17 protein-coding genes are annotated in these 21,420 nt (G+C 73.9%); 7 read left to right on the forward strand and 10 right to left on the reverse strand.

Annotated elements, in window-relative coordinates:
• Positions 1 to 24 precede the first annotated feature (24 nt).
• Both IE275_RS08510 and IE275_RS08515 read right to left on the reverse strand, forming a co-directional pair.
• Positions 25 to 1,179, reverse strand: a complete 1,155-nt coding sequence (locus IE275_RS08510) for a dihydrodipicolinate synthase family protein (RefSeq protein WP_189709336.1) — start codon at positions 1,177 to 1,179, stop codon at positions 25 to 27.
• Complete coding sequence (locus IE275_RS08515; RefSeq protein ID WP_189709338.1) at positions 1,176 to 2,327, reverse strand: Gfo/Idh/MocA family protein; 1,152 nt, start codon at positions 2,325 to 2,327, stop codon at positions 1,176 to 1,178. Before IE275_RS08515 ends, IE275_RS08510 begins: the two co-directional genes overlap by 4 nt.
• Positions 2,328 to 2,612: 285 nt before the next feature.
• Between IE275_RS08515 and IE275_RS08520 the strand changes: the two genes are divergently transcribed.
• The 3 genes from IE275_RS08520 to IE275_RS08530 all read left to right on the forward strand — a co-directional run bounded on the left by IE275_RS08520 (position 2,613) and on the right by IE275_RS08530 (position 6,190).
• Positions 2,613 to 3,659, forward strand: coding sequence for a LacI family DNA-binding transcriptional regulator (locus IE275_RS08520; RefSeq protein WP_189709340.1), 1,047 nt, complete (start codon positions 2,613 to 2,615; stop codon positions 3,657 to 3,659).
• 270 nt (positions 3,660 to 3,929) lie between these two features.
• Positions 3,930 to 4,724, forward strand: coding sequence for a sugar phosphate isomerase/epimerase family protein (locus IE275_RS08525; RefSeq protein ID WP_189709343.1), 795 nt, complete (start codon positions 3,930 to 3,932; stop codon positions 4,722 to 4,724).
• A gap of 149 nt (positions 4,725 to 4,873) precedes the next feature.
• A complete protein-coding gene (locus tag IE275_RS08530) occupies positions 4,874 to 6,190 on the forward strand; it encodes an MFS transporter (RefSeq protein WP_189709345.1) in 1,317 nt (438 codons plus the stop codon).
• Here the strand turns inward: IE275_RS08530 and IE275_RS08535 are convergent.
• Entirely contained in the window at positions 6,174 to 6,770 is a 597-nt protein-coding gene (locus tag IE275_RS08535; protein WP_189709347.1) for an RBBP9/YdeN family alpha/beta hydrolase, read from the reverse strand. The genes IE275_RS08530 and IE275_RS08535 overlap by 17 nt on opposite strands.
• Before the next feature lie 50 nt (positions 6,771 to 6,820).
• Between IE275_RS08535 and IE275_RS08540 the strand changes: the two genes are divergently transcribed.
• Positions 6,821 to 7,798: a LysR family transcriptional regulator gene (locus tag IE275_RS08540; protein ID WP_189709349.1), complete on the forward strand. Its 978-nt coding sequence runs from the start codon at positions 6,821 to 6,823 to the stop codon at positions 7,796 to 7,798.
• Positions 7,799 to 7,810: 12 nt separating this feature from the next.
• Here IE275_RS08540 and IE275_RS08545 read toward each other — a convergent pair whose 3' ends face one another.
• From IE275_RS08545 to IE275_RS08555, 3 genes are read right to left on the reverse strand one after another with little or no spacing between them, the layout of a single operon-like run.
• A complete protein-coding gene (locus IE275_RS08545; RefSeq protein WP_189709351.1) occupies positions 7,811 to 8,440 on the reverse strand; it encodes a GNAT family N-acetyltransferase in 630 nt (209 codons plus the stop codon).
• Positions 8,437 to 9,672 (reverse strand): 3-phosphoshikimate 1-carboxyvinyltransferase, encoded by a 1,236-nt coding sequence (gene aroA / locus IE275_RS08550; protein ID WP_189709353.1) that lies wholly within the window; start codon positions 9,670 to 9,672, stop codon positions 8,437 to 8,439. The genes IE275_RS08545 and aroA overlap by 4 nt, the downstream gene beginning before the upstream one ends.
• A 5-nt stretch (positions 9,673 to 9,677) precedes the next feature.
• Positions 9,678 to 10,652: an EamA family transporter gene (locus tag IE275_RS08555; protein ID WP_189709355.1), complete on the reverse strand. Its 975-nt coding sequence runs from the start codon at positions 10,650 to 10,652 to the stop codon at positions 9,678 to 9,680.
• A gap of 88 nt (positions 10,653 to 10,740) precedes the next feature.
• Here IE275_RS08555 and IE275_RS08560 point away from each other — a divergent pair, with 88 nt between their 5' ends.
• The 3 genes from IE275_RS08560 to IE275_RS08570 all read left to right on the forward strand — a co-directional run bounded on the left by IE275_RS08560 (position 10,741) and on the right by IE275_RS08570 (position 14,527).
• Positions 10,741 to 11,676, forward strand: coding sequence for a LysR family transcriptional regulator (locus tag IE275_RS08560; RefSeq protein WP_189709357.1), 936 nt, complete (start codon positions 10,741 to 10,743; stop codon positions 11,674 to 11,676).
• Positions 11,677 to 12,018: 342 nt separating this feature from the next.
• Complete coding sequence (locus IE275_RS08565; RefSeq protein WP_229870157.1) at positions 12,019 to 13,821, forward strand: glycoside hydrolase family 3 protein; 1,803 nt, start codon at positions 12,019 to 12,021, stop codon at positions 13,819 to 13,821.
• A gap of 97 nt (positions 13,822 to 13,918) precedes the next feature.
• On the forward strand, positions 13,919 to 14,527 hold the full coding sequence (locus IE275_RS08570; protein ID WP_189709361.1) for a hypothetical protein: 609 nt from the start codon (positions 13,919 to 13,921) through the stop codon (positions 14,525 to 14,527).
• Between the two features lie 62 nt (positions 14,528 to 14,589).
• Here the strand turns inward: IE275_RS08570 and IE275_RS08575 are convergent, their stop codons facing one another.
• The 4 genes from IE275_RS08575 to IE275_RS08590 form a co-directional block, all read right to left on the reverse strand.
• On the reverse strand, positions 14,590 to 16,002 hold the full coding sequence (locus tag IE275_RS08575) for a S28 family serine protease (protein ID WP_189709363.1): 1,413 nt from the start codon (positions 16,000 to 16,002) through the stop codon (positions 14,590 to 14,592).
• A 94-nt stretch (positions 16,003 to 16,096) separates the two neighbouring features.
• On the reverse strand, positions 16,097 to 16,489 hold the full coding sequence (locus IE275_RS08580; protein ID WP_189709365.1) for a hypothetical protein: 393 nt from the start codon (positions 16,487 to 16,489) through the stop codon (positions 16,097 to 16,099).
• 81 nt (positions 16,490 to 16,570) lie between these two features.
• Positions 16,571 to 20,299, reverse strand: coding sequence for an ABC transporter ATP-binding protein (locus IE275_RS08585; RefSeq protein ID WP_189709367.1), 3,729 nt, complete (start codon positions 20,297 to 20,299; stop codon positions 16,571 to 16,573).
• A gap of 65 nt (positions 20,300 to 20,364) precedes the next feature.
• Positions 20,365 to 21,420, reverse strand: a complete 1,056-nt coding sequence (locus tag IE275_RS08590; protein ID WP_189709369.1) for an esterase-like activity of phytase family protein — start codon at positions 21,418 to 21,420, stop codon at positions 20,365 to 20,367.

The raw sequence follows: 21,420 nt of genomic DNA on the forward strand, positions 1-21,420 counted from the left end.
TGGAGAAGCGGGAGAGGGAGCCGGTCACTGGGTCACTCCGTACAGGGCGAGGAGGGTCTTCATACGGTCCTCGGCCAGCTTGGGGTCGGGGAACAGGCCCAGACCGTCGGCGAGTTCGTAGGCGCGGGCGAAGTGCGGGAGGGAGCGGGCCGACTGGAGGCCGCCGACCATCGTGAAGTGCGACTGGTGGCCGGCCAGCCAGGCCAGGAAGACCACACCCGTCTTGTAGAAGCGGGTGGGGGCCTGGAACAGGTGACGGGACAGCTCGACGGTGGGGTCGAGGAGTTCGCGGAACCCGGCCGTGTTCCCCGTGTCGAGGACCCGGACCGCCTCCGCCGCCAGCGGGCCCAGCGGGTCGAAGATGCCGAGCAGGGCGTGGCTGAAACCCTTCTCGTCGCCCGCGATCAGCTCGGGGTAGTTGAAGTCGTCGCCGGTGTAGCAGCGGACGCCCTGCGGCAGCCTGCGGCGGATGTCGATCTCCCGCCCGGCGTCCAGCAGCGAGACCTTGATGCCTTCCACCTTGTCGGGGTGGGCGGCGATGACCTCCAGGAAGGTGTCCGTCGCCGCGTCCAGGTCGGACGAGCCCCAGTAACCCTCCAGCGCCGGGTCGAACATCGGGCCGAGCCAGTGCAGGATCACCGGCTCCGAGGACTGGCGCAGGAGGTGACCGTAGACGTCGAGGTAGTCCTCGGGTCCCGACGCGGCCGCCGCCAGGGCGCGGGACGCCATCAGGATGGAGCGGGCGCCGGAGGCCTCGACGAGGGCGAGCTGCTCCTCGTAGGCCGCGCGGACCTCGGCGAGGGTCGCGGGACCGGTCAGCTGGTCGGTGCCGACGCCGCAGGCGATACGGCCGCCCACGGCACGCGCCTCCGCGGCCGACCGGCGGATCAGCTCGGCCGCGCCCGCCCAGTCCAGGCCCATGCCGCGCTGGGCGGTGTCCATGGCCTCGGCGACGCCGAGCCCGTGCGACCACAGGTGGCGGCGGAAGGCGAGGGTGGCGTCCCAGTCGACGGCGGCGGGCGCGTCGGGCGACCCGTCGGCGAACGGGTCGGCGACCACGTGCGCCGCCGAGTAGACCGTACGGGAGGTGAAGGGGGTGCCGGGGGTGATGGCGAGAGGTTCGGCGCGGGGCTCGTAGGACCTCAGGGCGCCGGTGGCGTCGGGCAGTCGGACGGTCACAGCGCGATCTCCGGGACGTCGAGGCGGCGGCCCTCGGCCGAGGACTTCAGGCCCAGCTCGGCGAGCTGGACGCCACGGGCGCCGGCGAGGAGGTCCCAGTGGTAGGGGGCGTCGGCGTAGACGTGCCTGAGGAAGAGCTCCCACTGGGCCTTGAAGCCGTTGTCGAACTCGCCGTTGTCGGGGACCTCCTGCCACTGGTCGCGGAAGACCTCGGTGGCGGGGATGTCCGGGTTCCAGACCGGCTTGGGGGTGGCGCTGCGGTGCTGGACGCGGCAGTTGCGCAGGCCGGCGACGGCCGAGCCCTCGGTGCCGTCGACCTGGAACTCCACCAGTTCGTCGCGGTTGACGCGCACGGTCCAGGAGGAGTTGATCTGGGCGATCGCGCCGCCCTCCAGCTCGAAGACGCCGTACGCGGCGTCGTCGGCCGTGGCGTCGTAGGGCTTGTCGTTCTCGTCCCAGCGCTGGGGGATGTGGGTGGCGGTGAGGGCCTGGACGGTCTTCACCCGGCCGAACAGCTCGTGCAGCACGTACTCCCAGTGCGGGAACATGTCGACGACGATGCCGCCGCCGTCCTCCGCGCGGTAGTTCCAGGAGGGCCGCTGGGCGGTCTGCCAGTCGCCCTCGAAGACCCAGTAGCCGAACTCGCCGCGGACGGACAGGATCCGGCCGAAGAAGCCGCCGTCGATCAGGCGCTTCAGCTTGAGCAGGCCGGGGAGGAACAGCTTGTCCTGGACGACACCGTGCTTGATGCCGGCGGCGGCGGCCAGCCGGGCCAGTTCCAGGGCGCCGTCGAGGCCGGTGGCGGTGGGCTTCTCGGTGTAGATGTGCTTGCCGGCGGCGATCGCCTTGCGGATCGCCTCCTCGCGGGCGGAGGTCACCTGGGCGTCGAAGTAGATGTCGACGGTGGGGTCGGCGAGGACGGCGTCGACGTCCGTGGAGATGTGCTCCAGACCGTGCCGCTCGGCCATGGCCCGCAGCGCGTGCTCGCGGCGGCCGACGAGGATCGGTTCCGGCCACAGCACGGTGCCGTCGCCGAGGTCCAGGCCGCCCTGTTCGCGCAGGGCGAGGATGGAGCGGACGAGGTGCTGGCGGTAGCCCATGCGGCCGGTTACACCGTTCATGGCGATACGCACCGTCTTGCGGGTCACGTCGGATCCCTTCGTAGGCGTTGTACGCGGTTGTGCGCGCCGCGTACGCCTCTTCCTGATCAGCGTTACAGCAAGCGCTTTCTATCCAAGAAGAAGCTAGCCTCTGACCAGCGGTCCGGACAAGACCGTGTCCATCCCGAGTTGTTCGAGGGGGCGAACAACGGGGGGTTGTGGCCTTAAGGTCTGCTCGACACGCACGGAACCGTGGCTACGGCCGGCCTGTCTACGTGGATGTACGACGACTACGACGACGTACGACGAGATGCGCGACCGGAGGAAGACGAGATGACGGTGACCCTGGCGGACGTGGCTGCCCGCGCGCAGGTCTCGCCCGCGACGGTGTCGCGCGTGCTGAACGGGAACTACCCCGTCGCCGCCACCACCCGCGAGCGGGTGCTGCGAGCGGTGGACGAACTGGACTACGTGCTGAACGGCCCGGCGAGCGCGCTGGCGGCCGCGACGTCCGATCTGGTGGGCATCCTGGTGAACGACATCGCCGACCCCTTCTTCGGGATCATGGCGAGCGCCATCCAGTCCGAGATCGGCGGGCCCGGCGGACGCGCGGGCGGGGAACGGCTGGCCGTGGTCTGCAACACGGGCGGCGACCCGGAGCGCGAACTGACCTATCTGACCCTGCTCCAGCGGCAGCGGGCGGCGGCCGTGGTGCTGACCGGCGGGGCCGTGGAGAACGAACCGCACGCGGCCGCCGTCGCGGCGAAACTGCGCAAGCTGGGCGAGGCGGGGACCCGGGTCGTGCTGTGCGGGCGGCCGCCGGCACCCGACACCCGGGCGATCGCGCTGACCTTCGACAACCGGGGCGGCGGCCGCGAACTGACCGAGCACCTCATCGGGCTCGGACACCGGCGGCTCGGCTACATCGCCGGCCCCGAGGAGCGGACCACCACCCGGCACCGGCTGGAGGGCCACCGCGCGGCGCTGGCCGCGGCCGGCATCGAGGAGGACCCGCGCTGGACCGTGCACGGACGCTACGACCGGCGGGCCGGCCACGAGGCCACCCTGGAACTGCTGCGCCGGGACCCGTCCCTGACGGCGGTCGTCGCCGCCAACGACTCCGTCGCGCTGGGCGCCTGCGCGGCGCTGCGGGAGTCCGGGCTGCGCATCCCGGAGGACGTGTCGGTGGCCGGCTTCGACGACCTGCCGTTCAGCATCGACGCGGTGCCCTCGCTGACGACGGTACGGCTGCCGCTCGCCGAGGCGGGGGCCCGGGCCGGCCGCATAGCGATGGGCCGGGAGGAGCCGCCGCCCGGCGGGATCGCGGTGGTGCGGGGCGAGTTGATGGTGCGGGGTTCCTCGGGCGTGCCGCGGGGCTGACGCCGTGCACGCGGGGACGTCCTGAGCGGGGTGACGTCCTGAGCGGGGTGACGTCCTGAGCGGGGTGACGGACGGCGGGCGGGCCCGTGGGTGCGTGGCGGGCGGCCGGGTCGCCTACGGTCGGCGCGGAGCCCGCGGTCGGCCACGAGGTCGGCGTCGTCGTCACCCGTGGCGTGCGGGAGGGCGCCGGGTGCTTCTCGCGTGGGCGTGACGGCGGGGCCCGGCCCGGCAGGACTGGCGGTCGGACCCGTGGCGAGTAGGGTCCGAAGCATGAAGCTCGCGTTCTCCACTCTCGGTGTTCCCGGGCTGCCCGTACCGGAGGTACTGGCGCTCGCGTCCGCGCACGGCTACCACGGGGTCGAGCTGCGCGCCCATCCGGAGGAGCCGGTGCATCCCGGGCTCGGGCCGGACGAACGGGCCGCCACGGCCGACGCGTTCGGGGCCGCCGGGGTGGAGGTGCTCGGGATCGCCGGATACGCGCAGGTCGCGGCGCCCGGGGACGACGCGGCCGTCGTGGAGGAGGTCCGGACGCTGATCGACCTCGCCCGGGACCTCGGCGCGCCCTACGTCCGGGTCTTCCCGGGCGCGGACGTCGGCCAGACCGACGCCGACGCGGTCGCCGCCCGGCGGCTCGGCACCGCCGCCGAGTACGCCGCCGACCACGGCGTACGCGTCCTGCTGGAGACCCACGACTCGCACCGCACGGGCGCGGACGCCATCCGGATCCTCGGCCCGGTCGGGCACCGGCAGGTCGGCGCGCTGTGGGACGTGATGCACACCTGGCTGGGCGGCGAGCAGCCGCAGGAGACCTACGCCGCCCTCTCCCCGTATCTCGGATATGTGCAGGTCAAGGACATCGCGTCGGCCCAGGACACCGCCCCGCTGACGCTGGGCGCCGGGGTGCTGCCGCTCGCCGAGTGCGTGGAGGTGCTGTCCCGGCACGGCTGGGAGGGCTGGCTGTGCTGGGAGTACGAGAAGCGGTGGTACGCCGACGCCGAGCCGCTGGCGGGGCTGCTGGGGCGCGGGCGTGAGCATCTGGCCCGGCTGCTGAACGACTCCGCCTGACGCGGTCGGGGCCGGACCGGGGGCGGGATCGGAACCCGGGTCCGAGTCCGGGCCGTGGCCGGCTTATTGACTGGCGGGTCAGCAGGGTGACGGGCTAGCCTCCGCGCCGTGATGCAGCAGCCCACGGCGTGTTCCGCCGCCGTCCCGTCATGAGCCCGCTCTCCCGGGCCCTCCTCGACATCCGCCCCGTGCGGACCTCCCCCGTCTACCGGCGGCTGCTGATCGGGCGCACGGTGTCCACGCTCGGCAGCTTCATGACCATGGTCACCGTCATGTACCAGGTGTGGGACATGACGCACAGTGCCGTGTGGAGCGGCGCGGTCGGCCTGGCGCAGGCCCTGCCGATGATCGGCGTCGGACTGTTCGCGGGTTCCTGGGTGGACCGGGCGGACCGGCGCCGCGCCTACCTGATGTCGACCACCGGGTGTGCCGTCTGCTCCCTGCTGCTCGCCGTGCAGGGTTTCACCGGGCACGTCCCGGTGGCGGGGGTACTGGCGCTGGTCGCCGCGCAGTCGGGGTTCGCGGCGCTCGGGGCCCCCGCGGCGGGGGTGTTCGTGCCCCGGCTGCTGCCCAAGGACCAGGTGGCCGCCGGTCTCGCCCTGAACCAGGTCACCGGGCAGGCGATGATGCTGCTCGGCCCGGCCGTCGCGGGCCTGGTGCTCGGCTGGTGGGGCATCGGCGTCTGCTATCTGCTGGACGCCGTCAGCTTCGGTCTCTCCTTCTACGGTGCCTACGGGCTGCCCGCCCTGCCGCCCGAGGGCGGGAAGTCCCGTCCCGGGGTGCACGGCGTCCTGGACGGGCTGCGGTTCCTGACCGGGCACCGGGTGGTGCGCGGGGCGCTGCTGACCGATCTGGCGGCCACCGTGCTGGCGATGCCGACGAGTCTGTTCCCGCTGGTCAACGCGGAGCGCTTCGGCGGCGATCCGCGCACGCTCGGCCTGTTCCTGTCGGCGCTCGCGGTGGGCGGGGTGGCGGCGACCGCCTTCTCCGGGCCGGTCACCCGGCTCGCCCGGCCCGGGCCGGTGATGCTGTGCGCGTCGGCGACCTGGGGCGTGGGCCTCGCCCTGTTCGGGCTGACGACCAGTGCCTGGGCGGGCCTGGCGATGCTGACGCTGGCCGGTGCGGCGGACTCGGTGGCCGTGCTCTCCCGCAGCACGATCGTGCAGACCCTCACCCCGGACGCCCTGCTGGGCCGGGTGACGGCGGCCGAGACGATCGTCGGTCAGGCGGGCCCGCACCTGGGCAATCTGCGCGGCGGTGTGCTGGCCGGCTGGTCGTCGGGGGCGACCGCGCTGGTCGCGGGCGGTCTGATGTGCCTGGCGGCGGTGACGGCGGTGGGGGTGACGACTCCGGAGCTGCGGGCCGGCGGCGCCGGGGCGGACGAGCCGGAGGCGCCGCGGGACGCACCGCGGGACACGCCGCTGGAGGCCGGCGGTCCCGCGGCCGGTGTCACGGCCGGACCGTGAGCCGGGTGTCCGCGTCCAGGCACCACTCCAGCACCGACGGCCAGGAGCCGTAGCCGGCCTCGAGGTCGAGATGGGCGGCGCCGGGCAGCAGTTCGGCGGTGAGGCCCAGGGGATCGCCGTAGGCCGCCCGGGCGCCCTCCGGGAGGTAGGGGTCGTCGTCGCCGGCGACCAGCCGGGTGGGGGCGGGGAACACGAGCCCGTCGAGCGGCGGCGGCGCGAACTCCGTGATCTCCGGGTACGTGAGGAGCACGGCGGCGGACGGCGGGGCCACCAGCAGGACCCGGTCGACGGCGGCCGTCCCGGGCAGCTTCCGGTCGACGGCGTGCAGCCACAGGACGGCGGAGAGGCTGTGGGCGACGACGACCCGCTCGGTGCCGTCGGCGCCGAGGCCGGCGAGGTGGCCCTCCAGGTCGGTCAGCCACCGTTCGAGGGAGGGGTCGTCCGGGTCGGGCAGCTGCGGGTAGGTGACGTCGTGGCCCAGGCCGGTCAGACGGTCGGCGAGCCAGTGCTGCCAGTGGGCCGGGGGGCGGTGGTTCTGCCAGCCGTGGAGGATGAGGAAGGCGCGCGGGGTCGTCGTCATGTTCCGATGATCGCCAGACCCCACCACGCAGGTCCAGTTAATCTTCCCGCGTGGATTCCTTAAGCCCCGCCTTCACGATCGATCTGCGCCGCCTCACCGTCCTGCGCGAACTCCAGCGCCGGGGCAGCGTCGCCCGGACGGCCGAGGCCCTGCACCTCACCCCCTCGGCGGTCTCCCAGCAACTCACCGCCCTCGCCCGCGACCTGGGCGTACCGCTCACCGAACGCGACGGCCGGGGCGTACGGCTCACCGGTCAGGCCCGGGTGCTGCTCGCGCACGCCGACGTCATCGCCGCCCAGCTGGAGCGGGCCCGCGCCGACCTCGCGGCGTACGAGGAGGGCGGCCGGGGCACGGTGACGGTCGGCTGCTTCTCCAGCGGCATCCTGGGGCTGCTGCCGGCCGCGCTGCGGGCGCTGCGCGAGCGCCTCCCCCGGGTCCGGGTGGACGTGGTGGAGGCCGAGCCGCCGGACCTGTTCACCGCGCTGGACGGCGGCCAGGTGGACGTGGCGGTCGCGGTGGACTTCGCCGCCGCTCCCCCGCACACCGACCGCCGCTACACCCGCGAGGACCTGCTCACCGACGTCCTGGACGTCGCCCTCCCGCCGGACCATCCGCTCGCCTGCCGTGCCGAGGTGCCGCTGCGCGAACTGGCCACGGACACCTGGATCGTCGGATCCGGGCTGAGCTGCTGCGGCGCGGTGACCCGCTCGGTCTGCGCGGCCGCCGGCTTCACCCCCGAGATCCGCCACGACGTGAACGACTGGGCGGCGCTGGCCGGCCTGGTCGAGGCGGGACAGGGCGTGGCCCTGGTCCCCCGCCTCGTGCGCTCCCTCTGCTCCCCGCGCGCCCTGGCCCTGCGCCCGGCCGAGGGAGAGCCGCCCTCACGCAACGTCTTCGCCGCCGTACGGGCCGGGGCGGAGGGTGATCCGGTGCTCGGGGCGGTGCGGGAGGAACTGCGCCGGGCGGCGGCCTCGGTGGGCGCGGCCGCCGCGGTCCCGCCCGGCGGGGGCGGGACGGGCACGCTCTAGGTCAGACACGGCCTAGGAGCCGGCGAGGAACCTCGCCACGCGTTCCTCCAGCCGGGTCCGACGCTCGGGCCATTCGGGTGCGGTGATCGAGAAGACCGCCGAGTCGCGGAGGCGGTCGTCCTCGCCCGGGGCCCAGGACCGGGACCAGTTGCGCAGGACCCCTTCGAAGCGGGCGCCGACGCTCTCGATGGCCGCGCGGGAGCGGCTGTTGCGGGCGTCGGTCTTCAGGTCGACGCGGGAGACGCCCCACTCCTCGAAGGCGTGCCGGAAGAGCAGCAGTTTGGCCTCCGCGTTCACGCCGGTGCCCTGGGCGGACGGAGCCAGCCAGGTGAAGCCGACCTCGACCGCGTCCAGCCGGTCCTCGGACCGCCAGCAGCGCGGCTCCCAGTACGAGGTGGCGCCGACCGCCCGTCCCGAGGCGACGCAGACCTGGGCGTAGGGCGCGAGCCGGCCCGTGGCCGCGCGGGCGTGCTGGGCGTCGATGTAGGCGCCGACCTCGTGGGCCCTGGGGACCCAGGTGTACGCGTACGACGCCCGGTCCTCCTCCGCCGCCCGCGCCAGCTCGGCCGCGTGCCGGTGCTCCAGCGGCTCCAGGCGCACCAGCGCGCCCGCCAGGACCGGCCCCTCCAAGGTGAAACTCACCCGGCGATCTCCCCCTTCAACCCTGCGAACGCCTCGTGGAATCCGGGGAAAGTCTTGCGGACGCAGCCCGGGTCGTCGAACGAGATTCCGGGGGTGCGCAGGCCGGTCACCGCGAAGGACATGACGATGCGGTGGTCGCCGTAGGTCTTGATGTCCGCGCCCCGCGGGGTGCCGGGGTGGATCTCGATCCAGTCCGGGCCCGTCGCCACCTCGACGCCCAGGCGGCGCAGGTTCTCCGCGCAGGCCTCCAGGCGGTCGCACTCCTTCACGCGCGTGTTGGCCACGTCCTCGATCCGGACGGGCCCGGAGGCGAAGGGGGCGAGGGCGGCCAGGGTCGGCATGGTGTCGGAGATGTCCCGCATGTTGACGGTGACGCCGCGCAGTTCGCCGGTGCCCGCGACCGTGGTCCGGTCCGCGCCGGTCTCCACCCGGGCGCCCATCCGCCGCAGCACCTCCACGAAGCCCAGGTCGCCCTGGAGCGCGCCTTGGCCCAGCCCCGGCACGGTCACCTCGCCGCCGGTCACCGCGGCCGCCGCAAAGAAGTAGCTCGCGGTGGAGGCGTCGGGCTCGATCGCGTACGTGGTCGCCCGGTAGCCGCCCGGCGGGACGGCATACGTGTTCCCCTCGCGGCCCACCTCGACCCCGAACGCCCGCATCATCGCGAGGGTGATCTCGACGTACGGCGCCGAGACCAGGTCGGTGACGGTGATGCGCAGGCCGGTGCGGGTCAGCGGGCCGAGCAGCAGGAGCGCGGTCAGGTACTGGGAGGACTGGCCCGCGTCCAGCACCACCGCGCCGCCCTCGACGCCCGCCGCGGCGACCGTGAGCGGATGATGGCCGTCCGCCTCCTCGTGCCGCAGGTCCACGCCCAGGTCGCGCAGCGCGCGGGTGAGCGGGAGCAGGGGGCGGCGGCGCATCTGCGGGGAGGCGTCGAAGCGGAAGGTGCCGTGCCCGGCGGCGGCCAGCGTGGGCAGGAAGCGGGCCGTGGTCGCGCCGTCCCGGCAGTACACGTCGGCCTCGGCGACCGCGGGACCCTGCGGGCGGCCGTCGACCTGCCAGGTGTCCGGGGTGCGGCCGACGCGGTAGCCGAGCCGCGCGAGGCCCTCGGCGAAACCTTCGGTGTCGTCGGAGCGCAGGGGACGCTGAAGGGTGGTGACGCCGTCGGCGGCGGCCGCCAGGAACAGGGCACGGGCGGTGATGGACTTGGAACCGGGGATGTCGACGAGGGCCATGCCCCTCATGATCCCGCGCCGGGGCGGCCGGACGTGCCCACGTCCACGGGATGGACGACGGGCGCGGCGGGCTCCGGGGACGTCCGGGCGGATGCCTGGGCCGTGCGGGCGGGTGCCGGGGACGTCCGCCCCGGTGCGAGGGACGCCAGGGCCACCCCGCCCACCAGCAGGGCCGCCGCGCACCAGCGGGCGCCGTTCACCGGCTCGTCGAGGAGGACGGCGGCCGAGGTCATGCCGAACACCGGGACCAGCAGGGAGAAGGGGGCGACCGTGGACGCGGGGTGGTGGCGCAGCAGCCACCCCCAGGCGCCGAAGCCGAAGACCGTGGTGATCCAGGCGACGTAGACGACCGTGCCCACGCCCTGCCGGTCCAGCGCGCGCAGGGCGGCCAGGTCCCGCTCCGGCCCCTCGGTGAGCAGGGACAGTGCCAGCAGGGGGAGGACGGGGACCGTGCTCACCCAGACCATGAAGTTCAGGGCGTCCGGGGGCGCCGCCCTGCGGGTGAGGACGTTCGACACGCCCCAGCAGGCCGCCGCCGCGACGACCAGCGCGAACGCGCCGAGCGGACCCGAGGCGCCCTCGTCCACGGCCGCGACCCCGATCCCGGCGAGGGCCACCACCATGCCCAGCAGCCGGACGCGGGTGGGGCGTTCGCCGAGGACGGCGAAGGCGACGGCGGCCGTGAACACCGACTGGATCTGGAGGACCAGGGAGGACAGTCCGGCCGGCATCCCCGCGTCCATCCCGACGAACAGCAGCCCGAACTTGGCCACCCCCAGCACCAGCCCCACCGCCACGATCCACTTCCACGCCACCTTCGGGCGGCCCACGAGGAACACCGCGGGCACGGCGGCCACCAGGAAGCGCAGGGCGGAGAAGAGCAGCGGCGGGAAGTGGCCGAGGCCGATCTCGACGACGGTGAAGTTGACGCCCCAGACGGCGGCGACGAGAACGGCGAGGGCGAGGTGGGCGGGACGCATGCGTCGAGGATCACGCGCCGGGACCGTGAAGCACCAGCGATGATTGCTGCACGGTCGGATGAAGCAACGCTGAACGAAGGAGCGTCCGGTGCTCGATCTGCAACGCCTGCGCGCCCTGCACGCGGTCTCCGTGCACGGCACCGTCGGCGCGGCCGCCGCCGCGCTCGGCTACACGCCCTCGGCCGTGTCCCAGCAGATCGCCAAGCTGGAGCGGGAGACCAGGACGGTCCTGCTCGAACGGGCGGGGCGGGGCGTGCGGCTCACCGCGGAGGCGCTGCAACTCGTCGACACGGCGCAGGAGTTGCTGTCCATCGTGGAGCGGGCGGAGACCGCGCTCGAGGAGCGGCGCGGGGTGCCGGCGGGGCGGCTGACGGTGGCCGCGTTCGCGTCGGCGGCGCGCGGTCTGATGCCCGCCGTGCTGGCCGAGCTGGCCCGCGCCCACCCGGCCCTGGACGCCCGCCTCAGCGAGGTCGACCCCCACCTGTCGGTCGACCTGGTCGCCCGGGGCGCCGTGGACCTCGCCGTCGCGCACGACTGGGACATCGCCCCGCTGCCGGCTCCGGCGGGCGTGGAGCAGGCGGTGATCGGGGACGACCTGTGCGATCTGCTGGTCCCCGAGGACCATCCCTTCGCGGGGCGGACGGCCCTGCGCCGGGAGGAGCTGGGCGGCGAGCGGTGGATCTGCCAGCCGCCCGGCCGGATCTGCCACGACTGGCTGGTGCGCACCCTGCGCGCGGCCGGGCACGAGCCGGACATCGTCCACCAGGCCGAGGAGAACCCGACGCTGGTCGCGCTGGTCGCGGCCGGCCTCGGCATCGCCCTGATCCCCCGCCTGGGCCGGGGGCCGCTGCCGCCGGGCGTGGTGGAGGTGCCCCTCGACCCGACGCCGGTACGGCGCCTGTACGCGCTGTGGCGCACGGGCGCGGCCCGGCGCCCGGCGATCGCGGAGACGGTACGGGTGCTGCGGGAACGGTGGCCGACGGTGACGGCCGCACCCACCCGCCCGCCCACGGTCACCACCTGAATCCCGTCGCCCGCCGGAGGCCGATCACCAGCGGCCCACCACCCGACCCCCACCGGAACGCCGTCCCACCAGCCCCCCCGCACCCCTCCCGCACCAACTTCCGGAAATCCGTCCGCACCGGGAACCCGGCCCCCGCCCCGCTCGTCCAACCCGCAAGCTGTCGGACGAGTCACCGCGGTGCGGTGTCGGCCCTCGCTGCTGGCTGCGATCGCTGACCCACCCTCTCCGCCGCACCGCGGCCGGCGGCCCCCGCCGCCATCGGCGCGCCCCCCTCCAATGCGCCGATGGCGGCACCGCACCGGGTACCGTGCGCCACCGAACCCCTCCGGAAGGAGCCCGCACGTGCCCTCCAGACGCACCGTCCTCGCCGCCACCGCGGGGGTCACCGCGGCCCTCACCGTCGGCGGTCCCGCCCTGGCGGACGACCGCCGGCTGCGCGCCCTCGTCTCCGGCCTGACCCTTCAGGAGAAGGTCGGCCAGGTCTTCGTCGCCCGGGTCTACGGCCACTCGGCGACCGCCCCCGACCGGGCCGACATCGACGCCAACCTCGCCGAGATGGGCGTCCGTACGGCCGCCGAGCTGGTCGCGCGGTACCGGGTCGGCGGGATCATCTACTTCACCTGGGCTCACAACACCCGTGACCCGCGCCAGATCGCGGACCTCTCCAACGGCATCCAGCGGGCCTCCCTGGGGCAGCCGCGCGGGCTGCCGGTGCTGATCTCGACCGACCAGGAGCACGGCATCGTCTGCCGGGTCGGCGCACCCGCGACCCTCTTCCCCGGCGCGATGGCCCTCGGCGCCGGCGGCTCCCGGGCGGACGCCCGCACGCTGGGCCGGATCGCCGGCCGCGAGCTGCGCGCGATGGGCGTCCGGCAGAACTACTCCCCGGTGGCCGACGTCAATGTGAACCCGGCCAACCCGGTCATCGGCGTGCGCTCCTTCGGCGCCGACCCGCGGGCGGCGGGCACCCTGGCGGCGGCCGAGGTGCGCGGGTACCAGGCGTCCGGGGTGGCGGCGACCGCCAAGCACTTCCCCGGGCACGGGGACACCGCCGTGGACAGCCACACCGGTTTCCCGGTCATCACCCACACCCGTGACGAGTGGGAGCGGCTGGACGCCGTACCCTTCCGGGCGGCGATCGCGGCCGGCATCGACTCGATCATGACCGGGCACCTGCTGGTCCCCTCTCTCGACGACTCCGGCGACCCGGCCACCCTCTCCCGCCCGATCGTCACCGGCGTCCTGCGCGAACAGCTCGGCTACGACGGGGTGGTGGTCACCGACGCGCTCGGCATGGCGGGCGTGCGCACCAAGTACGGCGACGACCGGGTGCCGGTGCTCGCGCTGAAGGCGGGCGTGGACCAGCTCCTCGACCCGCCCGACCTGGCCGTCGCCTGGAACGCCGTCCTGAAGGCCGTGCGGGACGGGGAACTCGCCGAGGAGCGGCTCGACTCGGCGGTGCTGCGGATCCTGCGGCTGAAGGAGCGGCTCGGGCTGCTCGACGCGCCGTACGCCGATCCCGCCGCCGTCCCCCGTGTGGTGGGCCGGCGCACGCATCGCGCGGCGGCCGACCGGATCGCGGCGGGGACCACGACCCTGCTGGTCAACGAGGGCCGGACGCTCCCCCTGTCGCCTGGGACGCAGCGACGGCTGCTGGTCGTGGGCGCCGATCCGGCCTCCCCGTCCGGCACCACGGGCCCGCCCACCGGTGTCCTGGCGGCCGCGTTCACCGCGCTGGGGTTCACGGCGACCACCCTCGCCACCGGTACGGCGCCGTCGGCCGGGACGATCGCGCGGGCGGTGACGGCGGCGGGCGGCGCCGACGCGGTGGTGGTGGCGACCTACAACGTCACCGCGGACAGCCCGCAGCGCACGCTGGTGGAACGGCTGGTGGCGACCGGCCGGCCGGTGGTGGCGGTCGCGGTGCGCAACCCGTACGACGTGGCCCAGCTGCCCCTGGTGAAGGGCTTCGTGGCCGCCTACTCCTGGACCGACGTCGAACTGCGGGCCGCCGCCCGGGTGATCGCGGGGGCCGCGGCCCCGCACGGGCGGCTGCCGGTGCCGGTGCGGCGGGCGGACGATCCGACGCAGGTGCTGTACCCGACGGGGCACGGCCTGACGTATCCGGCGTACGCCGCCCGCTGATCACACCCCCCGCACCGCGCGCAAAGCGCCGCGCCCCGGCTGGCGTGCCCCGCTCCCGCGGGTCACGCTGGTCCGGGGTGCGGGTGGGGGAATGACGATGCACGACAGACGGTGGGCGGGGTGTGCGGGGGCGCTGTTCGCGCTGTTCCTGGCGGGATGCCAGGCACCGGCGGAGGAGCGCCTTCCGGCCGGACCGTCGGGTTCCGCCCCGGTGGCGGCCGGGTCCGGCTTCGGCACGGTGTTCCTCGGGGCCGGCGAGTGCAGTTCGTTCGGGACGACCCGGTTCACCGAGGTGCCGTGCGGCGGGGAACGGGCGGCCGCCCGGGTCGTGGCGCGGCACGACGGGACGGCCGGCCAGGGCCCGCCGTGTCCGCCGGCCACCGACTTCGTGCTGCACATCGGCGCGCAGGCCGCCGGGGACGGCACCGCCGCCGTCCCGCCGGGCTACGCCTGTATGCGCAACCTCCAGCCCCCGCACCCGGGCGACCCGGGCGCGGGCGGCGGTCCGCGCACCACCGTCGGTGACTGCGTCTACGACGTGGGCGGCGGTCAGGTGCGCGAGACCGCGTGCGACGGGTCGGGGGTGCGCGCACCGCAGTACAAGGTGGTGAGGGCCGTGGCCGCGCGGGCGAAGTGCCCGGCGTCCACGGCCCTCTACGTCCAGCTCGGCGGCCCGGATCCGGTGGGATGCGCGCGTCCGGTCTGACGCTGTCTCAGTACGGTGTGCTCAGCGCGGTGTTCTCGGTGCGCCGTCGCGGTGTCACGGTGTCACGGGCGCAGTGCGGGCTCGCGCTCCACGTCCCGGACGTCCAGCTTCGCGTCGAACCTCGCGAGGGGCTTCGCCTGCGCCACGGCGGTGGCGGAGACGCCCGCCCACTCCAGGATGCGGGCGGTGGCCAGTTCCTTCTGGTCGGCGACCAGTCCGGCGACGTTCGCGCCGTGGTTCAGGCCGGGCGCCGTGAACACGTAGGAGTCCTTCGCGCCCTTGCCGAGGCGGAACCGCTCGGCGCCCCACGGGTCGTTCTGGCCGTAGACGAAGAGCATGTGCCGGGCGTTGTGCCTGACCCAGGTGTCGACGTCCCGCATCGCCCCCGGCTGGAACTTCATGGAGATGTCGCGGGGGACGAAGTTGCGCGGGGGCTGGTAGCCGTAGCGGACGTACTGCTTCTCGATGTGCGGGAAGCGGATCGTCGGCGCGCCCAGCTGGGTACCGGCCTGGTAGTAGTACGGGGTGTACGGGGTCAGGCCCTGGTCCGTGTAGAACGAGAACCCGGAGATCGTGTCCACCGAGGTCCAGATCTCGTCGTCGGTCGCGTTCTTGGCGTCCGCCGGGATCGTGGCGCAGTCGGACAGCAGGCTGTACTGCCAGAAGCCCCAGACGTAGTCGAGGACGACGGCCTCGTAGGCGCGGTCCAGGCTGCCGATGGTGTCGAAGGTGAAGCCCTCGGCCGCCGCGTACTCGGCGTACTTCTTCTCCAGCGGCTCACGGCGTACCAGCGCCTCGCGCTGCACGGCGTTCAGCCGGTCGCGGCACTCCTTGGTGCCGACCTGGGCGAAGAAGCGGTCGTAGGCCGAGTCCTCGTCGTTCACGACGTCGTTGGGGGCGACGTAGGCCACCACGCCGTCCATGTCCTTCGGGTAGAAGCGCTCGTAGTAGGTGGCAGTCATGCCGCCCTTGGAACCGCCCGTGGAGATCCAGTTCTCGGCGTAGACCGTCTTCAGGGCCTTGAAGATGCGGTGCTGGTCACTGGCCGCCTGCCAGATGTCGAGCTTGGACCAGTCCGCCGGGTCGGGGCGGGACGGGGTGAAGTAGCGGTACTCCATGGAGACCTGGTTGCCGTCCACGATCTGGGTGGGTTCGCGGCGGCCGGGGTTGGTGGAGACGCTGTAGCCGCCGGTGTAGAAGACCGTGGGGCGGCTGACGTCCTTGTGCAGCACGGTGATCCGCTGCTGGAACGTGCCCTTGGACGGGTGCCGGTGGTCGATCGGCTGGGTGTAGTTCAGGACGAAGAAGCGGTAGCCGGGGTACGGCTTCTCCTGGATCAGGCTCATGCCCGGTATCGCGAGCAGCCGGTCCTTGATGTCGGTGGCCTCCGGCTCGGCGGCTGTTGCCGCCCCCGCCGTGCTCAGCGTGCCTATCAGCACGGTGAGCGCGAGCAGCCATCTGAGCGCCTTGCGCATGCGCGTGCACCCTTCCCCTGTGAGACAGATGTGCGCCGGAAGCTATCGGAGCAACACCCTTCACACCAGAGGGGGTTGGGCCATGGCGTGGCGTTCAGCAGAGAATCCAGCCGGAACCGCCCGAGTCCCGCCCGACCCAGCCCTTCACCCATACGCAGCGATGTCCGGCATAGACCTGCACCGCCGGGGAGCTACGGGCGTGTTTGCGCCCCTTCCGCACCGCGACATGACCGCGCGCCTGCACACTGACGGTGATCTTCCGCTTCGCGCCGGGGTGCTGCGCGAAGGTACGGGCGCAGACCCGGCCGCCGGTCTTGTAGATGTGCACGAAGCCGTTGGGGAACGCCACCGTGCGCACCTTGCGCATCCCGTCGCAGGACACGGGCGCGGCCTGGGCGGTCCCCGGCGCCAGGAGGCCGAGGAGCACGGCCGCGACCACCACGGCGGGCAGCGCCGCCGCCCACCGGCGTATCGCACCTACAACCACGGTCCCCGCCCCTCCCCGCCGCACCGTCTTCACCGTACTGATGTACGGACGCACGACATATGTCGGATGGTTGCGCGGTCGTCACCGGGTCGCGCCGACGGGCTCCTCGGGCTCGCCCTCGCCGACGAAGGTCCGCCACAGGCGGGCGTACCGGCCGTCGCGGGCGAGCAGCTCGTCGTGGGTGCCGTCCTCGGCGACCCGGCCGTGGTCCATGACCACCACCCGGTCCGCGCGGGCCGCGGTGGTCAGCCGGTGGGCGACCACGAGCGTGGTACGGCGGCCCGCCAGCCGGTCGGTGGCCTGGTTGACCTGGGCCTCGGTGGCCAGGTCCAGGGCCGCGGTGGCCTCGTCGAGGAGCAGCACGTCGGGGTCGACCAGCTCGGCCCGGGCCAGCGCGATCAGCTGGCGCTGGCCGGCGGAGAGGTTGCGGCCGCGCTCGGCGACCTCGTGGAGGTAGCCGCCGTCGAGCGTCGCGATCATCTCGTGCGCGCCGACCGACCGGGCCGCCGCCTCCACCTCGGCGTCGCCGGCCTCGGGCCGGCCGTAGGCGATCGCGTCACGGACGGTGCCGGGGAAGAGGTACGCCTCCTGCGGCACCACGCCGAGCCGGTGCCGGTACGAGGTGAGGTCGAGGGCGCGCAGATCCGTGCCGTCGACCGTGACCCGGCCGCCGGTCGGGTCGTAGAACCGGGCCACCAGCTTCACCAGGGTCGACTTGCCGGCGCCGGTCTCGCCGACGAACGCGACGGTCTGGCCGGCCGGGATGCGCAGGTCGATGCCGCCCAGCGCCTCCTCGGGGTCGTCGGCGGAGCCGTACGCGAAGCGCACGTCCTCGAAGGCGATCTCGCCGCGCAGGGAGAGCACCTCCAGCGGCTCGTCCGCGGACTTCGTGGACGTCGGCTCCCGCAGCAGCTCCTGGATACGGCCGAGCGAGACGGTCGCCTGCTGGTAGCCGTCGAACACCTGGGAGAGCTGCTGGACCGGGGCGAAGAACAGGTCGATGTAGAGCAGGTAGGCCACCAGCGCGCCGGTCGTCAGGGTCGCCGCGTCCACCCGGCCGGCGCCCGCGATCAGCACGGCGGCCGCCGCGACCGACGACAGCAGCTGGACGAACGGGAAGTAGACCGATATCAGCCACTGGCCCCGGATCCGCGCCTGACGGTAGCTGTCGCTGCGCTCCGCGAACCGCGCCCCTCCGTCCCGCTCCCGGCGGAAGGCCTGCACGATCCGCAGCCCGGCCACCGACTCCTGGAGGTCGGCGTTGACCAGCGACACCCGCTCGCGGGCCAGTTCGTACGCCTTCACGCTCGCCCGGCGGAAGAAGTAGGTGGCGACGATCAGCGGCGGCAGCGTCGCGAAGACGACCAGGGCCAGCTCGACGTCGATCACCAGCAGCGCGCCCATGATGCCGAAGAAGGTGACGACCGAGACGAACGCCGTGACCAGGCCGGTCTGGAGGAAGGTCGAGAGGGCGTCGACGTCCGTCGTCATCCTCGTCATGATCCGGCCGGTCAGCTCCCGCTCGTAGTAGTCGAGCCCGAGCCGCTGGAGCTGGGCGAAGATCTTCAGCCGCAGCGTGTAGAGAACGCGTTCGCCGGTCCGGCCGGTCATCCGGGTCTCGCCCGTCTGCGCGGCCCACTGCACCAGCACGGTCAGCAGCCCGAGCAGCGAGGCCGCCCAGACGGCGCCCAGGGCCGCCCGGGTGACGCCCTGGTCGATGCCGTGCCGGATCAGCACGGGCAGCAGCAGGCCCATGCCGGCGTCCAGGGCGACCAGGCCCAGGCTGATCAGCAGCGGCGGACCGAAGCCGCGCAGCAGCCGGCGCAGGCCGTACGACTCCTCGGCGGTGACCGCGCGGGCCTCGTCGACGTCCGGGACGTCGGCCGCGGGCGGCAGCGCCTCGACCTGGGCCAGCAGCTCCGGGGTGGCGGGCATGCCGTCCGTCGCGGCGTCCCGCGGCACCCGCTCCCCCGCCCAGAGCCTGGGGGTGATGCCGCGCTCGGCGTCGAACTCGGCGTCCAGCTCGTCGCGGACGGAGGTGTCCTCGTCGGGCGCGGCCTGCGGGGCGTGCCCGGGGGAGACACCGCCCAGCTCGTCCGGGTCGGTGAGCAGCCTGCGGTACAGCGCCGAGCGCTCCTGGAGTTCCTCGTGGGTGCCGAGGTCGGCGAGCCGGCCCGCGTCGAGGACGGCGATCCGGTCGGCGAGGCCGAGGGTGGAGCGGCGATGGGCGATGAGGAGGGTGGTGCGCCCCTCCATGACCTGTTTCAGGGCCTCGTGGATCTCGTGCTCGACCTGCGCGTCCACCGCGGAGGTCGCGTCGTCCAGGACCAGCAGGCGCGGGTCGGTGAGGATCGCGCGGGCCAGGGCGACGCGCTGGCGCTGGCCGCCGGAGAGGGTCAGACCGTGCTCGCCGACCTTGGTGTCGTACCCGTCGGGCAGCTCGGCGATGAACCGGTCGGCCTGGGCGGCCCGGGCGGCGGCCTCGATCTCCTCCTGGCCGGCGTCGGGACGGCCGTACGCGATGTTGGCGCGGATCGTGTCGGAGAAGAGGAAGGAGTCCTCGGGGACCAGGCCGATCGCGGCGCGCAGCGAGTCGAGGGTGAGTTCGCGGACGTCGTGGCCGCCGATCAGGACGGCTCCCCGGGTGACGTCGTAGAAGCGGGGCAGGAGCAGGGAGACGGTGGACTTGCCGGAGCCGGAGGAGCCGACCACCGCGAGGGTCTCGCCCGGGCGGATCTCGAAGCTCAGCCCGTCCAGGACGGGGCGGCCGGCGTCGTAGCCGAAACGGACGTCGTCGAACTCGACGGTGGCGGGGGCGTCGGCCGGGAGTTCCTTGGTGCCGTCGGTCATCGACGGCTCGGTGTCGATCAGCTCCAGGACGCGCTCGGTGCCCGCCCGCGCCTGCTGGCCGACGGTGAGGACCATCGCCAGCATGCGGACCGGGCCGACCAGCTGGGCGAGGTAGGTGGAGAACGCGACGAACGTGCCGAGGGTGATGTGCCCGCCCACCGCGAGCCAGCCCCCCAGGGCCAGCATCGCGACCTGGCCGAGCGCCGGCACGGCCTGGAGGGCGGGGGTGTACCTGCTGTTCAGCCGGATGGTGCGCAGCCGTCCCGCGAAGAGCTTGCGGCCGACCTCCCGGAGCTTCCCGGTCTCCTGGTCCTCCTGCCCGAAGCCCTTCACCACGCGGACACCGCTGACGGCCCCGTCGACCACCCCCGCGACGGCCGCGGCCTGCGCCTGGGCGTACCAGGTGGCGGGGTGGAGCCTGCTGCGGCTGCGCCGGGCGATCCACCACAGGGCGGGGGCGACGGCGAGCGCGACCAGGGTGAGCGGCAGGGACAGCCAGGCCATCACCACGAGGGAGATCACGAAGAGGGCGATGTTCCCGATGGTCATCGGGAGCATGAAGAGCAGGCCCTGGATGAGCTGGAGGTCGCTGGTGGCCCGGCCGACGACCTGGCCGGTGGACAGCTCGTCCTGGCGGCGGCCGTCGAGCCGGGTGATCGTCCCGTACATCTCGGTGCGCAGGTCGTGCTGGACGTCGAGGGCGAGCCGGCCGCCGTAGTAGCGGCGGACGTAGGTGAAGGCGTAGACGAGGACGGCGGCCCCGATCAGGGTGGCGGCCCAGGGCGCCATGTCACGGGTGTGCCCGCCGATGACGTCGTCGATGATCACCTTGGTGACCAGCGGGACCAGCGCCATGACGGCCATGCCGACGAGGGAGGAGCCGAGAGCGAGGACGACGTCCTTGGGATACCGCCAGGCGTATCCCGCCAGTCGCCGTGCCCATCCCCGTGTGTCGCTCACGCCGGTGCCCTCCGCTTTCGCTGACCTGATCTACCGGAAGGCACCAACGCCGGCGGGGGGTGATTTCATCCCGCCGCAACAAACCGAGCGAGCGGTCGGACGCGTACCCGCAGGTCGTAGAAGCGGGTCGTCTGTACCGCGTTCTGGTTGTCGTCGCTGACCAGGAGGACCTTCAGCCGTCCCTTCGCGTACCCCGTGACGACCATGCCCTCGATGTTGTCCAGGAGCGGGTTCGGCTGGGGCTGCTTGGCGGTCGCTCCCTGTGACGGGCAGGTCACGAGGTCGGTGAGCAGGGTCTTCCCGACCAGGCGCACACCGCTCCCGCCGGTGAGGTTCTCGACGGCCGAGGTGTCCGTGGCGTGCCGGGGGTCGGCCAGGTAGAGGCGGACCGTGTTGCCGACGCCGGCCGTGAAGCCGCGCTCCAGGACGAGGAGGCGGCCGTCGGGGAGGGCCTGGATCTCGGGGACGCCGAGGCCGGGGTCGGTGCGGTAGGCGTACTGGGCGGCGAGCCGGAAGCGGCCCCGGTGCCGCTCCCAGGTCTGGAGGCGGACGATGCCGGCGCTGTCGCCGGAGAGCGCGTACTCCATCGACGCGAGGAGGGTGCGGCCGCCGGGCAGCAGGGTCAGGCCCTCGAAGGTCTGGTTGGCGGTGGCGCGGCCGGCGGGGGCGACGAGCAGCGGGGCCGGGACGGGGAGCCGGTCGAGGATCCGGCCGTCGGCGCCGTAGCGGCGGATCGACGGCTCGGTCTCGGAGGTGATCAGCCGGGTGCCGTCGGCGTCGACGACGAGACCCTCGCTGTCGAGCGCGGCACCGCTCTCGTCGGCGAGGGGCACGACCGAGGCCGGGGCGAGGGTGCGCGCGTCCAGACGGAAGAGGGAGGAGCGGTCGGAGAGCGCGGCGAGGGAGCCGTCCGTGTCGAGCGCGAGGGCGGAGAAGTTGCCGACGAAGGTGCCGTCGTACGTCGTCTTGTCGAGCGCGTCGGAGAAGTGGTCGAGGGAGACCGTGGGCGAACAGGCGCTGTCCGCCCGCGCGCCGGTGGCGTGGGCGGGCCCGGCGGCGGTGAGGGAGGCGGCCGCCGCCAGGCCGGCGGTCAGGGAGGCGAGTACGGTTCGCAGGCGCAT

This window comes from Streptomyces phaeofaciens, assembly GCF_014648915.1.
In the GTDB taxonomy this organism is placed as follows: domain Bacteria; phylum Actinomycetota; class Actinomycetes; order Streptomycetales; family Streptomycetaceae; genus Streptomyces; species Streptomyces phaeofaciens.